The sequence below is a fragment of the Prochlorococcus sp. MIT2309 genome (assembly GCF_059772305.1).
Genome location: NZ_CM186282.1, coordinates 815,168 through 830,791 on the forward strand (window position 1 = coordinate 815,168; position 15,624 = coordinate 830,791).

The window sequence follows — 15,624 nt, forward strand, 5'->3', positions numbered from 1 at the left end:
AGCCGCCTTATTTCCTTGATTAAATTAAGCATAATTTTAATCAAGATTAACTATGTTTTTCTTTTTTACCAGAAAAAAGGTATTTAAAAATTCCATTGTATTAGTTATTAAAAGATTTAAGAGCAAAAAACTAACTAATAATAAAATAAATCCCTCAATAGCTCTTCCAGTTTGAGTAATAATGGTATCACCTATTGCATATATATCTGAGTAACCAACAGCAATAGCAAGAGTACTGTTTTTTGCTAAGTTTAAATATTGGCCGGTTAATCCTGGAATCATGACTGGCAATGCCTGAGGCAGTACAACTCTGAACAAGCCAATACTTTCCGATAAACCTAGACTTCTAAAAGCCTCCCATTGGCCTCTTGGTACTGAATTAATTCCTCCACGAACTACTTCAGAGATATAAGCAGCAGTGAAAAGACTTAATCCAAGTAACATTGCTGAAAATTCCGCTGTAAAATTAAAACCAAGTATCACCATGCCCTGATTAGATAAATTTAAAATACCTTTAACAGGAAAAGAAAAGTCATTTTTAATACTTAAAAATCCAACGAAATACCAGAACATCAACTGTAATAACAATGGAGTTTGTCTTATTATTGTCACATAAGTTGAAGAGATAATCCTCAAGAAAATATTGCGACTAATTCTTGTTATGCCAATACAAAAACCAATAGAAGTTGAAATAATCAAAGATGAGAAAATTACTTTAAGACTATTCAACCAGCCCATAAAAAGAGCCCAAAGATAATTATCTGAAGGTGAGTAAGGCAAGGCGTGTTCCGCTAAAGCAAAACCAGAAGGATTAAAAAGCCAATCAAAGTTAAATCCTAAACCAACTCGTAAAAGATTAATGTATAAATTATTCCCTAATATGGCTAATATTAACAATATAAAAACAACAAAACAGATTTGTATAATAACGTTTTTGACTTTATACATTTATAATTTTTTGCTTGTTATTTAATTAAATGGCGGCGAGATTTGTATGCCACCCTGACTATAAAGTTGGTTCATTCCCCTTGGAATTGGCACATCACTTGTTGGTCCTAGATGTCTATTATAGATTTCACCATAATTACCGGTGGAACTTATCACATTAACAACAAAGTTATTATCTAGTCCTAATTTCCTACCGAGATCTCCTTCTATTCCCAAAAATCTACGTAATCGTTTCAGTTGAGGATTTGATTTAGCCAATTTGAATTTTTCAGCAACATTTGATTTTGTAATACCCTGCTCCTCAGCAGCAATAAGAGAAAAAACGACCCATCTCATTGCATCGCTAAGAACATGATCCCCACTCAGTGATGCAGGGGCAAGAGGTTCTTTGCTAAGAACATCTTCAAGAATAATGTGATTTTTGGGGTCGCTGAATCCTGATCTTGCCGCTGCCAATTGTGAGCGATCAGATGTCATCGCTGCGCAACGTCCTTGCAAGTATCCAGCAACAACTTGATTGAGATCTTGATATTTTATTGGTGTATAAGGAATTAATTTACTTTCAAAAGCATCATTAATATTCTGTTCAGTAGTTGTGCCAGAACCTACACAAATGGATTTGTCAGCAAGATCTTCCAAAGACTTTACTCCACTATTTTTTTTAACCATTAATCCTTGACCGTCATGAAACACTACTGGGGCAAAAGTTAGGGCATTACCCAAAAATGAATCTCTGCTCAAATTAAGGGTGGTATTTCTCGATAAAAGATCAACCTCACCAGTGCGTACTGCTGTAAACCTCTCAGCAGCAGTCAGGGGTCTAAATCGAACCTTATTTTCATCGCCAAGAAATGCTGCAGCAAATGCTCTACAAATATCAACATCTATTCCTTGATAACTTCCATCATTCCTAAGAAAACTAAAGCCAGGTATTTTCCCACTTACGCCACAAACAAGTTCATTTCGTTGTTTAATTAACTCAAGTCTGGAGCTATTTGGCCCTTGGACTGTAGCGCATCCGCCCAAAAGCATTGTCAAACTCAAACAGCCTAATAGGATTCGTCTCATGTGCAAATCAATCTATACTATCTGTCTATCAGATATTTGAGTGGAGTGGGTAAATAATTCAAATTCTTTATACTTTTCCGAATATAAAAAACTGACACATATAATATTTACTTTTAAACCGAGTAAAAAATTAAATTTAATATTAATAAAAGTATTACTATTAAATATCTTATTTTTTTCACTGGAGTAATAAAGTAACAACAAAGTAAAGTTAAATTATTACAAGAAAATTTAAGTGAAGAGATTATGAATTTACTTTATCATTTCTTGCACCCCTAATAATAATTCATGTATAAAACATTAATTTATAAAGGTAAAATCAACATAAATAAATTTTCTTACGCTAAATTTAAAATCCTTTATTGTTCATAATTAAATAGCTTTGCTAAAGTAATATTGATATTTATACATGATTAGATGTAATATGGATAATCAACTTATAAATTTACTAAGCATTCGATCTAAGTCTATTTATAAATAAGATGCCAACTCTATGCATTTTCATTAATTCACTATCCTATACAGAAATAATTGACTGAGTTATTTTACAACCAGATTAATATGATTACCTTAATCCACCCTCAAGTAACGTGCCAAAAAGTTATCTGCTCTTCTTGCAATGAGTTATCTTTTATGAGAAATATATTAAAAATCAAGCTATTTTAAAATTTATTTTTGAAATAGAAAAGTTTCTTGATTATCATAATTACAAGTAATTCTCTCTAATTATTCACGAGAGAAAATTAAAATCAAGTTCTCATAGGAGAAAAAGAAGCATATTTCTGTCTAATGTAAAAAAAATCACACAAATTCACTCACAATATTTGGATAGAATGAATAAATGATTGATTGAATCAAAAAAAGTAATCCCTCTAAAAACTTCTTGCACTATCTACATTGGCATCCTGAATTGCTCTGGTAGGATATTTTTTCGCTTGGATCCAAATAGCAGTAAGAATCAATGCTATGAAAGCAACAATGGGAAGAGCACTTAATAATTTGGTAGACAGAGGGTCAGTTGGTAGAGACTTTAAGATTTCGAAAGGTAAATTCACCAATCCTCTCAAATCCAAAATTTGTATGGCAAAGGGAAAAAAGGGATACATCATTAATTAACTAATTAGAACAGCCTGTGATAATACTAGTCCAAGAACAACTTGACTCAGTTATTTCTACATAAAGAATTATCCTATAATGATCTAAAAAATGGGGGTCCCTTTTAAAGGGATTGATAATGGTAGAATCTACTAAATAAGCGCAATAAATTGTTGATTCTGCGATAAAACCACTTTGAGCATCGGCTTTAAATAATCAATCAATCAATTGGCAGAAATTATTTAAGACCATAAGAATTTATTAAATAAAAAATAGCACGCTGCAATCTTTGCTATTGGTTGAATAACTACTTTACAAAAATGGCTTTAACAAGAAAAAAATCAGCAAGGGGATTTAAATTTGTTGACACAAGACCTGAGATTCCCAAAAAACAGATTTTTATCTTTGGATCTATCGTTGCTAGCTGTGCATCAATTTTAGCTGGTGCCTACGTTATGTATATTCAATACCTAAACAATCCAACGTTCCATATGTTTATTCAAGATAAGGGAATTTATTTGTGAAATCAAGACCAGAAATTCATGAATGAAATCCCATAATTAGTATTTATATTTTTTTGCACCTTAATTTAAATTCCTATAGTTTGACCATGAAATCTAATCCTCAAAAAATAGATGGTCTGTTTAATAATTTGACAGACGAAGAATTAGCTAGTCTTGTCAAAGATAATGAAGACTTGGATAAAGAAAAGGAACGAATAATTCAAGAAGAGAGAGAAGAGCTGGTAAAAAAGATGAAGGAAAAGAAAAAATACTCTTTAAATCGTTTAAAAAAACCACCCTTAGAAATTATTAATAGGATATTATTTTTTATATTTTTAGGTAGTTTTTTATTTTCATTTGTCTCGGTGTATTCAGTCAGTCGATGGTGGTTTATTCTATATATAATCAGTTCTTTTTCATGTATTTTATATACACCGAACAGAAAGGCGGTAAAAGAATTAATTGCTGCTTGGCCTAACCTAGAAGATCTAATCAAGAAGCGTAGCCTTTGGAGAAAGAACAACTGAAAAAGTCCACGCGATGAAAAAACAGGGTTATGTATCCCTATCCAATGCATTTAAAAATCTTATGGAAAATATAAATTTTGCTTGAATCTGAATAAACAGAATAGTCACACTTTCTTCATGAATATTTTAGATTTGGATCAATTACATTCACACTCATGACTCCAGAAGCAGAAAAGTTTAATGGTTGGGCAGCTATGCTCGGATTTGTTGCAGCCTTTGGCGCGTACGCAACAACTGGTCAGATCATTCCAGGAGTTTTCTAGGACTGCCACAAAAAAAAAAGATCATGGGAATCATGATCTTTTTTTTTTTTCAAAATCACCAAAAATGGTCAAGCTTTTTATCCTATGTATGGTAGAAGTTAAGAAGCTGTTAATTTTAGCTTGAATCAAAAAGCTAATTAAATATGAGTTTGAAAAAGTCATATTGGGACACTAAGCCTTTATGGTGTCAACCTTGGACAATAGTTTTATTTGGTATTTTAATATCATTCTTTTCCTTTTATATATTTAGTAACATCTATATAACTATATTAGTGACGATTGTAATAATAATATGGTGGGTAATATTTTTAATATTAGCCCCAAAGTATTTTGAAGAAAATGAAACAGTTTAGTAATTATGATGAAAATAAAGAAGATTTCAAGATACCAAATGAGTGGCGGAGCGACTTTATAAAGGCATATGCCCCATTAGTCACAGGTAAAGAATTCAATGGACTATATGAGAAAAAGATTGATGATCTTTCTGCAGAAGAGGTATATAAAGTTTTATATTTTTGTGAAGTAAGCACAAAACTAGAATGGAAAAAAGGCCTAGAAATTTTCGATGAAAGTAGAAGACGATTAGCTTTAAGGTATATAAAGAATAGGGGAAGATTTGTACCAATCCTCAAAATCCCAGAAAAGAAACGAAGCTTAAAGCATCATAATTACAAGTCAATTATTAATAATATTTTGATATCTATACTCACAATCTTTCTTCTAATTAATATCAAAAAACAATTATTAATTTTTGTATGTCTTATATGCTTATTGACAATAGCTTTTATTTATATAAGAAATATACGCAAAAGTTAAAAATAATAGCTATAAGAGTATTAGTTCAATTTGTATCTTTGATGTGGGATAATATTTTCTCTATTCATCGAAGTTTATACAATCATAAAATAGACTGATGAATCAATTCTCTGAGGCAGAAAATAGCTTTCATCATTTCCTTAATAATGGAATTGATAAATATGCTAAAAGTAGAAATTATGACCTAGGGCCAAAAAATAGAGATAATACATCTTGTTTATCAAAATATATCACCCACCGAATTCTGTATGAGTATGAAATAATATCCAGAATTAAATCCTCAAATAAAAGTGAAAAATATACTAAATTTATTGAGGAAATATCATGGAGAATATATTGGAGGGGTTATTTAGAGAATAATCCGCAAATTTGGAGAAATTTTAAATCAAGCCTGACTAAAAAATTTTCTGAGGGGACTCTAGAAAAAGCGACTGGAGCTGAAACTGGGATTCACTGTTTTGATGAATGGACTAAAGAATTAAAAAGGGAAAATTATTTGCACAACCATACACGAATGTGGTTTGCGAGTATCTGGATCTTTAAATTAAGATTGCCTTGGGAGTTAGGTGCCAATTTCTTCTTACAACATCTTCTTGATGGAGACGCTGCTAGTAATACCCTATCTTGGCGGTGGGTTGCAGGTCTACACACAAATAAAAGGCCTTACATCGCAAATCAATCAAATATTGCTAAATATACTGCCTCAAGATTCAATAGTGAACAGTTAAATATAAATCAAATACTAATTGAAGAAACATCAAATTACATTCCAGAGACTAAAATCTTCAAAAAATCAACTAAAAAGAAATACGATAACCTTGTATTTCTAGAGAATGATCTTTTTTTTCCCAATATTCTAGAACTCATTAACAAATATAAAAAAATATATATAATTGTTATAAATAACAAAGATAGAGAGATTCAGTTGTCTAATAAAATACTTGAATTTAAATTTAATCTAATCAAAAGTTTTGTAGAGAAAAATCCTGAAACTGAAATCCTCACCTTATCTGAATTCAGTAGATTACTTGAAGGAAAAACATTTTTTGATGTTATTTATCCTGGTGTGGGTGACAGTCTGGATATCCTTAAAAATATTTCTAAAAATAATTTCCACAAAATTAATATGATAAAGAGAGATAATGATTTAAAGGCATGGGATTTTGCCCGTTCAGGTTTCTTTAATTTCAAGAAAAAATTTTTAAGTATTAATATTTAAATATATATAATAAATTTAAGTATTAATTGTTGCAGATCAAGGGATAGAGATGCTTTCATTATCAATTCCCACTCGAGAAAATTTAAAAAGGAATATATTTTAATTATTTCAACAAAAGAAGTCAGCCAAAATGAAATGACGGAAGAAATATTACAAATGCTTTAATTAGAAAAAATTAAACTTGTCAAACAAAAAAAAAGAGTGAAGATTGAAATATCATAACTTTCTTGTCTTTTGAAGTGATGGAAAGATTAATGACATCACGAAATTACTTGAATAGGCTATATTTGTTTAAAACTGAAAAATTCAATCAATTGAATGAGCATAAAGGTTATTTGATATTGTCATTGAAAAGGATTAATATTATAAAAATCAATTTAAAAAATATAGTTCAAGAGGAATGGTTAAAGCATAGTCACCACGAATCCCTCAAGCGAGTTAATAGTTAAATATTTTGCAGAAACCAACAGTCAATTTCTTATTTTTCTTGATGTAAATACATTAAGTATACCTAAAGTAAATACAACTAAAACAGATGAAATTAAAATAGCTAGATATGGACCTTCGATAATGCTTACTTCACCATTAAAAATTTGACTGAAGTTTATATCTTTTATCTGAGATAAGGCATAACCTCCTGCTACAAAGGGGAGGTCTGAGATAACTATGCTTATCATAAGTGGGAAAATGAATTTTTTCCAGGAAAGTTTCGTCAAACCAACGGCATAGCAGACAAAATCAAACCATGAAGTCATAAGAATCGCAGTAAGAAGGAAAAGATTTTGTTCAAAATATTGTTTGCTAAATTTCTCTATTTTTTTCATTTGATTATTTCCCAATAATTTCTCTACAAAATCTCTACCAAGAACTCTAGATATCGAGAAACAGATAGAACAAGAAATCAAATCTGCAAAAAATATTAGGGGGAGTCCAGATTTAATGCCAAAGATATAACCACAGATAACAGAACAATAAGTACCCGGTATTACTGGTATTATAATACTTAATGAACGTAGAAATACTATTAAAATTGCTGCAAAATATTTAGAGTTTTCTATGTAATATTGATTATCAATAAATATTCTATTTATAAATTCAAAATCAATTTTTTTATATAGAAATACAAGAAAAACTATTATGATAAAAATAAATATATACTTTAATTTTGAATTACGTTTTACTTTTATCTTAGTTGTTTTTTTTAAATAAAAATTCTTGATCATTTTTAAAAATTTTAATATTATATCTTCTTAACTTTAAATTCCATTTAATCAAAAAAGTTATTTTGATAAGATGGAATAAATTAAGAGAAGAAATGAATAATACCATATCTATCTTTTTTTGCTTTTGTTTTTTTTAAGTATGAAAAGTGACAAACCAATGAAATATTAGATGCAAGTCCAATGATTTTCAAAGGAATAATTAATTAAAAAAAACCTCAAGAGGGAAGTTGATCACGGCAAGTAAATTTTCGTTCAAATTGCTCCAAGGACTACATTCAAGCAAATTTGTTCAATATTGAGAAATATTTTTCAACAAATTTATCGTAAATTTGTTAGACCAATTGATTAGTTGATATGAGTAACTTGATTATCCAAGAAAACCTAGTTCACAAAATGCGTAATATCGTCTGCTCAGGTGAAACACTTTCTTTGGAGTGGAGAAGAAAGCAGCTTAGTATTTTGGACTCAATCCTTGAAAATCATGAGGATGAAATAATACAAGCATTGTATTTTGATCTCGAGAAACCAACCACAGAGGCGTACTTCGAGGTAATAGCAATTCGACAGGAATTAAAAGTTGCTTTTGAGAATCTGAAGAGTTGGACAAAACCTAAAAAAATTCAAATTCCACTATCACTTCAACCTGGAACTGCTCTTACGCAACCCGAACCACTTGGCTGCGTTTTAATTATTGGTCCATGGAACTATCCTTTTTCGCTTACTCTTCAACCACTGGTAAGTGCACTTGCAGCCGGCAATACAGCTGTCTTGAAACCATCTGAACATGCTTCTGCAACATCAAAATTAATTCATAAATTAATTGATAAATATTTTCCTAACGATATTGTGACTGTGATTGAAGGTAATGGTGCAATTGCTGAAGAGTTGATATCGATGGGATTTGATCACGTATTTTTTACTGGTGGGAGCGAAATTGGTAAAAAGGTTATGCGCTCAGCATCAAATTCATTGACTCCTGTAACACTCGAATTAGGTGGTAAAAGTCCTGCAATTGTTATCAAAGGTGCAGATGTAGATATTTCCGCAAAGCGTATCACTTGGGGGAAAGGTCTAAATGCAGGGCAAACCTGCATAGCTCCTGACCACGTTCTAGTACAAGAAGATATTAAAAATGATTTGATAAGTTCAATGAAAAAGTACATATCTAGTTTTTATGGCACTAACCCTATTAATTCAAAAAACTTGGGGAAAATAATTAATGATCATCATTTTATAAGATTAAAAACTCTTTTAGACAATGCCAAACAAAATAATCAACTTATCTTTGGAGGAGAGTTTGATGAAACAAGAAACCGAATTGCTCCCTCACTTATTGATGTAAAAGATGAAAACGATCCATTAATGAAGGAGGAAATATTTGGCCCATTAATTCCAATTATTAGTTATAAAACAATTGATGAATCTCTTAAAATTATCAAAAATCAACCAAAACCTCTTGCTTTATACCTTTTTGGAGGAAATCAAAGTGAACAGAATAAATTCATATCAAAAACTAGTTCAGGAGGAATTTGCATTAATGATGTAGTGCTGCAAGCTGGAATTCCTGAATTGCCGTTTGGTGGTGTTGGTAATAGTGGAATGGGTTACTATCATGGCCTCGCTGGTTTCCTAACTTTTTCGCATCAAAAGTCAATACTAAGAAAGCCCTTTTGGTTTGATATTAAATTCAGGTATCCGCCGTATAGCCTGGACTTATCATTTTTAAAAAAATTCTTGGGGTAAATTGACATTCCGCAACCATTAATAAAGCCTTCATTTATTAATTTGGCAAATCAGTGAAAAGGTTTTATATTTTAAAATAATATCAAAAATAATGAAAAGAGCTTTTTTATTTGTTTTTTTTCTTTTTTCAATATTAAGCCTCCCAAGTCTAGCAACTGAAATATTAATAAAAAAAGGTGATACACTTACAAAAATAGCAGCAGAAAACAATATTACATTGAGAGAATTGATGGAGTTAAATGATATTATCGATGCCAACAAATTAGAAGTGGGCGATAAAATAAAGTTACCAAAAAACTCAATCTCATATAAAATACATATCGTAAAAAAGGGTGACTCTTTAATAAAAATAGCTGCTCAATATGATTTAGAAATAAAGGAATTAATAAGTTTAAACAATATCAAGTCCGAAGATGTAATATTAATCGGTCAGAGAATTTACTTGCCCGCAACTGATTATAATGATGAGTCTTCTAATCTAACTAATATAAACTCCGATCCAAAAAAAAGGAATAAAACTAAAAAATCAATAATTTTACAGGGGGTTATCGAAAATGAAGATAATAATTACAACTGGAAAAATTATGGTCCTTTAAAAATAAATTGGTCTAGTTGGAAATTTAAAAACGAAAGTTACATAGCAACTTCAATTCATGAAAGTGGAAAACCTCTTTTTATTGCAGTCAAATGTAATAAGGGTATTATTAATAGAACTGGAAAAGATGGTAAATGGAGAAACTGGATAAAGCCTGAGCAGGGATTTGAGTTTTCCATAATTAATGAATTGTGTAACAACTAAAAAATTAAAAGAATTTTAATTTTTTATCATAGGAGTATTAAGTTGCTCAGCAGATTCCTCCGCTATTTGAATCCTAAGTTTTTTTCCACCGCCAATTTCGCCTAATGAAACCCTTATGGTTGAACCTGTAATAGTCTGAAGTGCCTCAAGCATCTCCCTCAGATGAGGAGTGCTACTTCCACTTTCCACCCAAAGAGCATCGTATAAGTTGCTGAGTTTCTTCCATGAAAGATAAAATTTCACCACTGCTGCTTCTATCGTCCTAGCTTGTCCAAATGCATCAGAGAGCATTCCCAATGCATCTAATCTCTGCGCCTCTTTGAGAGCCCCCTCAAGATTCAATTCTTGGTTCTGAAAGGTTTTAAGAGAGAGTGAAGCATCAAGAGATTTGCCAATCCAACGTGCCTGATTAGTTACCTCCTTAACACATTCAATTTTGGGATTCTGACTTAAAGTTTCTCTGATTTCATCTTGTTGTGTCTCGGGTAATTTTGATAATTCTTTAACAAGCGGTGCAACCATTCTTGTAGGCAACAAATTCGCTTGAGTAAGCTGTCTTATTTCATCAGGCAATAGATTGCTTGTGGAAGCAGTAAATTCATCTGATAACTTTTTAACTTGTCTTCTAGTAATTTCTTGCCCTTCATTTGCTGCTTCTGAAATCATTTTTTGGACTTCTGGTAAAGATTGAGAGGTTTCAATAAAAGCTCTTCTTGAAAACTTATTAACACTTCCCTCCTCTAAAATCCCCCCCCCAACAAGATTATCTGAAGAATCAGCAAGTTGAATAAGCTGATAAGCACGTGTTTTACTTATTTCCATCTCTCTTAACCATTGTAAAAATCCAGCGCCTCTGCCTTCACCACCTCTTTTTTCTCTATCTCTAACTGCTCTTAAAATCCTCCCTCTCCAAATCTCAGTCTGTAAATCTACTCTTTCGCATATGGACCAAGCATTCTCAAGTTTTTTCAAGAAATCAATACTGCTCAAATCATCTTTCTCAGGATCAGGCAGTTCTAGATCTAAAAATGTTTGATCAGTTTCTAGTGATGATGTCAAAAGATTTTAAAAGCAGAAACAGATCCTGACACACCGAATAAAAAGAGCAACGACATTCTGTGACGGTTAAACAAACTTTTGGGATTAAGGCGATATGATATTCAAATAAATTTTGCTAAGTGAGCCATGTCAATAGCAAGAGGTGACACCGTAAGGATCAAAAGACCCGAATCTTATTGGTTTAATCAAACGGGAAAAGTTGCATCCATAGATAAATCTGTTCCGCCCATAAGATATCCAATAACAGTACGCTTCGATAAAGTTGATTACAAGGTTTACAGCGGCCAAGAAGGAGGATTAAACACTAATAATTTTGCTGCTTATGAACTTGAAAAGGCATAAAAAAAATTGCCAGAATTACCTGAAGTAGAAACAGTAAAGTTAGGCCTTGAGAAAAAACTTTTAGATTTTAGGATTGCAAAAATAGAGGTTTTAAAAGATAGAACTATTGCAAGTATTGGAGGTGTCAAGCAATTTACTAGTATGCTGAGTGGCACAAATGTAAAATCTTGGGGAAGAAGGGGAAAGTATATAATCGCAGAACTGGAAAAATCTAAAGATGGGGGAAATTTTTCAGAAGCCGCAGGTTGGTGGATCATTCATCTCAGAATGACAGGACATTTTCAATTTTATAATGACTTTCAAGAACCCTGTAAACATACTAGGGTTAGGTTTTATGATTCCAAAGGTAGAGAACTTAGATTTGTAGATATAAGAAACTTTGGACAAATGTGGTGGCACAGTAATGAAAGTCACCCAAGTGTTTCAAATGAGGGTATAAAAAAATTAGGGCCTGAACCATTTAGTAAAAAATTCAATTCATCATACTTAAAACAAAAATTAACTGGTAAAACTCGCTCAATTAAATCAGCACTTTTAGATCAAACTATTGTTGCGGGTACTGGAAATATATATGCAGATGAAAGTTTATTTAAAGCAGGTATTCTTCCTACAAGAGCATCAGGGAATATTAAAAATTTTGAGTTAGAAAAATTATGTAATTCTCTAAAAAAGATCTTGAGAATTAGTATTGGGAAAGGCGGAACAACTTTTAGTGATTTCAGAGATATTGAAGGACTCAATGGAAATTATGGAGAAGAGGCTTATGTCTATAAAAGAGATAAAAAACCATGCAAGACGTGCGGCTCAAAGATTCTTAAGACGAAAATATGTGGGAGAGGAACCCACTGGTGTCCATCTTGTCAAAGATAAAAAGTTTAATAAAATAAAAAACCACCCAAAGGGTGGCATATTTTTTAAAAAATTTTGAGGAATATTTTAACCTGGCATTGAGCTATTTTCTCAGGGGGCTGCCCCCCAAATATCGTCGCCGCTGATGCATTTCACAGCCGAGTTCGAGATGGATCGGAGTGGTTCTACATCGCCATGAACACCAGGAAAAAAATTCTCAAGTGAGCCTTGAGAACTGCATAGAGTTTAAGTTATTAACTTTAGTCTGAACTAAAAGCAATTTAAAAAGTCAAAAAAGGTCAAGCCCTCGATCTATTAGTACTCCTCCGCTGCACTTGTTACCAAGCTTCCACGTAGAGCCTATCAACGGGTGTTCTTCCCGTGATCTTACTGGCTTATGCCATGGGAATACTCATCTTGAGGTGGGCTTCCCACTTAGATGCTTTCAGCGGTTATCCACTCCGCACATGGCTACCCAGCGTTTACCGTTGGCACGATAACTGGTACACCAGAGGTGCGTTCCTCCCGGTCCTCTCGTACTAGGGAGAAATCCTCTCAATATTCCTGCGCGTACACCGGATATGGACCGAACTGTCTCACGACGTTCTGAACCCAGCTCGCGTACCGCTTTAATGGGCGAACAGCCCAACCCTTGGGACCGACTTCAGCCCCAGGTTGCGATGAGCCGACATCGAGGTGCCAAACCTCCCCGTCGATGTGAACTCTTGGGGGAGATCAGCCTGTTATCCCTAGAGTAACTTTTATCCGTTGAGCGACGGCCCTTCCACGCAGAACCGTCGGATCACTAAAACCGACTTTCGTCCCTGTTCGACTTGTAGGTCTCACAGTCAAGCTCCCTTCTGCTTTTGCACTCGAAGACTGATTTCCAACCAGCCTGAGGGAACCTTTGTGCGCCTCCGTTACCTTTTAGGAGGCGACCGCCCCAGTCAAACTGCCCACCAGATACTGTCCGCTTCCCGGATAACGGGTAAACGTTAGAACTCTAGCTCTGAAAGAGTGGTATCTCACCATTGACTCAATAGCACCCAAGAGCACTACATCAAAGTCTCCCACCTATCCTGCGCATTCAGAGCCCGAGCACAATACCAAGCTGCAGTAAAGCTTCATAGGGTCTTTCTGTCCGGGTGTACGTAGTCCGCATCTTCACAGACAATTCTATTTCGCCGAGCCTCTCTCCGAGACAGCGCCCAGATCGTTACACCTTTCGTGCGGGTCGGAACTTACCCGACAAGGAATTTCGCTACCTTAGGACCGTTATAGTTACGGCCGCCGTTCACCGGGGCTTCAGTCGCTAGCTTCGCTTACGCTAACCGGCTTCCTTAACCTTCCGGCACTGGGCAGGTGTCAGCCCCCATACATCGTCTTGCGACTTAGCGGAGACCTGTGTTTTTGGTAAACAGTCGCCTGGGCCTCTTCACTGCGACCAGCTCTCGCTGGCACCCCTTCTCCCGAAGTTACGGGGTCATTTTGCCGAGTTCCTTAGAGAGAGTTATCTCGCGCCCCTCGGTATTCTCTACCACCCCACCTGTGTCGGTTTCGGGTACTGGCAGTTATGTCTTAACGGGTGTAGGGCTTTTCTTGGAAGCATGACGTCACCAACTTCGCTGCCGTAGCAGCTCGTACTCACGCCTCAGCTCAGAACGTTTTCTCCGTTCCTCAAAGCCTTGAACGCTTGAACCAGTAACCAACATCTGGATTGGCTAGCCTTCTCCGTCCCCCTTCCCAAAACATAACTGGTACAGGAATGTTGACCTGTTATCCATCGACTACGCCTTTCGGCCTGACCTTAGGACCAGACTAACCCTCCGCGGACGAGCCTGCCGGAGGAACCCTTAGGGTTTCGGGGCATGGGATTCTCACCCATGTTTTCGCTACTCAAGCCGACATTCTCACTTCTATGCAGTCCACGCCCGCTTACGCTAACGCTTCGCCCCACATAGAACGCTCCCCTACCATTTATAAATAAATCCGCAGCTTCGGTACAACGCTTAGCCCCGTTCATTTTCGGCGCAGGATCGCTCGACCAGTGAGCTATTACGCACTCCTTTGAGGATGGCTGCTTCTAAGCAAACCTCCTGGTTGTCTGGGCAATCCCACCTCCTTTATCACTTAGCGTTGATTTTGGGACCTTAGCTGGCGGTCTGGGCTGTTTCCCTTTCGACTATGGAGCTTATCCCCCACAGTCTGACTGCCTAGTTACACACAGGGTATTCAGAGTTCATCTCGATTTGGTACCGCTCTCGCAGCCCGCACCGAAATGGTGGCTTTACCCCCCTGCTGGAGCACTAGACGCTACGCCTCAACGTATTTCGGGGAGAACCAGCTAGCTCCTGGTTCGATTGGCATTTCACCCCTAACCACAGCTCATCCCGTGACTTTTCAACGTCAGTGGGTTGGGACCTCCACTTGGTATCACCCAAGCTTCATCCTGGCCATGGTTAGATCACCAGGGTTCGGGTCTATAAACACTGACAAACGCCCTATTCAGACTCGCTTTCGCTGTGGCTCCACCATTTCCGGTTTAACCCGCCAGTGCCTATAAGTCGCCGGCTCATTCTTCAACAGGCACACGGTCACCCGATAAGTCGGGCTCCCATTGCTTGTAAGCTCATGGTTTCATGTTCTATTTCACTCCCCTCCCGGGGTTCTTTTCACCTTTCCCTCGCGGTACTGTTGCGCTATCGGTCACATAGGAGTACTTAGCCTTACGAGGTGGTCCTCGTGGATTCACACGGAATTTCACGTGCTCCGTGCTACTCGGGATACAGCTAGGCCAACGCTCCTTTCAATTACGGGGCTTTCACCCTCTGTGGCGCGCCATTCAAACGCTTCTTTTAGGTTTGTTGGTCCATATTGCTGTCCCACAACCCCGACAATCGAAATCGTCGGTTTGGGCTATTCCCCGTTCGCTCGCCGCTACTAAGGGAGTCGTTTTTACTTTCCTTTCCTCCAGCTACTAAGATGTTTCAGTTCGCTGGGTTGGCTCGCGCCAGCCTATGGATTCAGCTGGCCGTATTAAGGGTTGCCCCATTCGGAAATTCCCGGATCAAAGCGTGTATCCAGCTCCCCGAGACTTATCGCAGGTAACCACGTCCTTCATCGCCTCTATGTGCCTAGGTATCCACCATGAGCTCTTTGTAGCTTGACCA

15 protein-coding genes and 2 rRNA genes are annotated in these 15,624 nt (G+C 35.6%); 10 read left to right on the plus strand and 7 right to left on the minus strand.

The annotated features are described in order from the left end of the window. Positions 1 to 36: 36 nt before the first annotated feature. From AC6EJA_RS04530 to AC6EJA_RS04540, 3 genes are all read right to left on the minus strand, one after another. Positions 37 to 948: an ABC transporter permease subunit gene (locus tag AC6EJA_RS04530; RefSeq protein ID WP_498503433.1), complete on the minus strand. Its 912-nt coding sequence runs from the start codon at positions 946 to 948 to the stop codon at positions 37 to 39. A gap of 21 nt (positions 949 to 969) precedes the next feature. After that, on the minus strand, positions 970 to 2,016 hold the full coding sequence (locus AC6EJA_RS04535; protein ID WP_498503434.1) for an amino acid ABC transporter substrate-binding protein: 1,047 nt from the start codon (positions 2,014 to 2,016) through the stop codon (positions 970 to 972). Positions 2,017 to 2,888: 872 nt separating this feature from the next. Further along, positions 2,889 to 3,071, minus strand: coding sequence for a hypothetical protein (locus AC6EJA_RS04540; protein WP_498503435.1), 183 nt, complete (start codon positions 3,069 to 3,071; stop codon positions 2,889 to 2,891). Between the two features lie 360 nt (positions 3,072 to 3,431). Between AC6EJA_RS04540 and AC6EJA_RS04545 the strand changes: the two genes are divergently transcribed. The 6 genes from AC6EJA_RS04545 to AC6EJA_RS04570 all read left to right on the plus strand — a co-directional run bounded on the left by AC6EJA_RS04545 (position 3,432) and on the right by AC6EJA_RS04570 (position 6,439). Then, the gene (locus AC6EJA_RS04545; RefSeq protein WP_498503436.1) at positions 3,432 to 3,635 is read left to right on the plus strand and encodes a hypothetical protein; all 204 of its coding nucleotides are present in this window, start codon (positions 3,432 to 3,434) and stop codon (positions 3,633 to 3,635) included. Positions 3,636 to 3,721: 86 nt separating this feature from the next. Beyond that, complete coding sequence (locus AC6EJA_RS04550) at positions 3,722 to 4,141, plus strand: DUP family protein (RefSeq protein WP_498503437.1); 420 nt, start codon at positions 3,722 to 3,724, stop codon at positions 4,139 to 4,141. A gap of 155 nt (positions 4,142 to 4,296) precedes the next feature. Beyond that, the gene (locus AC6EJA_RS04555; RefSeq protein ID WP_498502973.1) at positions 4,297 to 4,404 is read left to right on the plus strand and encodes a high light inducible protein; all 108 of its coding nucleotides are present in this window, start codon (positions 4,297 to 4,299) and stop codon (positions 4,402 to 4,404) included. Positions 4,405 to 4,547: 143 nt separating this feature from the next. After that, positions 4,548 to 4,757 (plus strand): DUF6737 family protein, encoded by a 210-nt coding sequence (locus tag AC6EJA_RS04560; RefSeq protein ID WP_498503438.1) that lies wholly within the window; start codon positions 4,548 to 4,550, stop codon positions 4,755 to 4,757. Then, the gene (locus tag AC6EJA_RS04565) at positions 4,744 to 5,220 is read left to right on the plus strand and encodes a hypothetical protein (RefSeq protein ID WP_498503439.1); all 477 of its coding nucleotides are present in this window, start codon (positions 4,744 to 4,746) and stop codon (positions 5,218 to 5,220) included. Before AC6EJA_RS04560 ends, AC6EJA_RS04565 begins: the two co-directional genes overlap by 14 nt. A gap of 97 nt (positions 5,221 to 5,317) precedes the next feature. After that, the gene (locus AC6EJA_RS04570; protein ID WP_498503440.1) at positions 5,318 to 6,439 is read left to right on the plus strand and encodes an FAD-binding domain-containing protein; all 1,122 of its coding nucleotides are present in this window, start codon (positions 5,318 to 5,320) and stop codon (positions 6,437 to 6,439) included. A gap of 470 nt (positions 6,440 to 6,909) precedes the next feature. Here the strand turns inward: AC6EJA_RS04570 and AC6EJA_RS04575 are convergent, their stop codons facing one another. After that, a complete protein-coding gene (locus AC6EJA_RS04575) occupies positions 6,910 to 7,662 on the minus strand; it encodes a TVP38/TMEM64 family protein (RefSeq protein ID WP_498503441.1) in 753 nt (250 codons plus the stop codon). A 363-nt stretch (positions 7,663 to 8,025) separates the two neighbouring features. Here AC6EJA_RS04575 and AC6EJA_RS04580 point away from each other — a divergent pair, with 363 nt between their 5' ends. Together AC6EJA_RS04580 and AC6EJA_RS04585 are read left to right on the plus strand one after the other, a co-directional pair. Continuing rightward, positions 8,026 to 9,405, plus strand: a complete 1,380-nt coding sequence (locus AC6EJA_RS04580) for an aldehyde dehydrogenase family protein (protein ID WP_498503547.1) — start codon at positions 8,026 to 8,028, stop codon at positions 9,403 to 9,405. A gap of 91 nt (positions 9,406 to 9,496) precedes the next feature. Continuing rightward, complete coding sequence (locus AC6EJA_RS04585; RefSeq protein WP_498503442.1) at positions 9,497 to 10,204, plus strand: LysM peptidoglycan-binding domain-containing protein; 708 nt, start codon at positions 9,497 to 9,499, stop codon at positions 10,202 to 10,204. Between the two features lie 15 nt (positions 10,205 to 10,219). Here the strand turns inward: AC6EJA_RS04585 and AC6EJA_RS04590 are convergent, their stop codons facing one another. Further along, on the minus strand, positions 10,220 to 11,263 hold the full coding sequence (locus tag AC6EJA_RS04590) for a hypothetical protein (RefSeq protein WP_498503443.1): 1,044 nt from the start codon (positions 11,261 to 11,263) through the stop codon (positions 10,220 to 10,222). 126 nt (positions 11,264 to 11,389) lie between these two features. Here AC6EJA_RS04590 and AC6EJA_RS04595 point away from each other — a divergent pair, with 126 nt between their 5' ends. Both AC6EJA_RS04595 and AC6EJA_RS04600 read left to right on the plus strand, forming a co-directional pair. Next, entirely contained in the window at positions 11,390 to 11,605 is a 216-nt protein-coding gene (locus AC6EJA_RS04595) for a photosystem I reaction center subunit IV (RefSeq protein ID WP_498503444.1), read from the plus strand. Between the two features lie 6 nt (positions 11,606 to 11,611). Then, entirely contained in the window at positions 11,612 to 12,475 is an 864-nt protein-coding gene (locus tag AC6EJA_RS04600; protein WP_498503445.1) for a DNA-formamidopyrimidine glycosylase, read from the plus strand. A 69-nt stretch (positions 12,476 to 12,544) separates the two neighbouring features. Here the strand turns inward: AC6EJA_RS04600 and rrf are convergent. Then, positions 12,545 to 12,661: ribosomal RNA gene (gene rrf, locus AC6EJA_RS04605) — 5S ribosomal RNA — on the minus strand. An 88-nt stretch (positions 12,662 to 12,749) separates the two neighbouring features. After that, positions 12,750 to 15,623 (minus strand): 23S ribosomal RNA (locus AC6EJA_RS04610). Position 15,624: the final 1 nt, after the last annotated feature.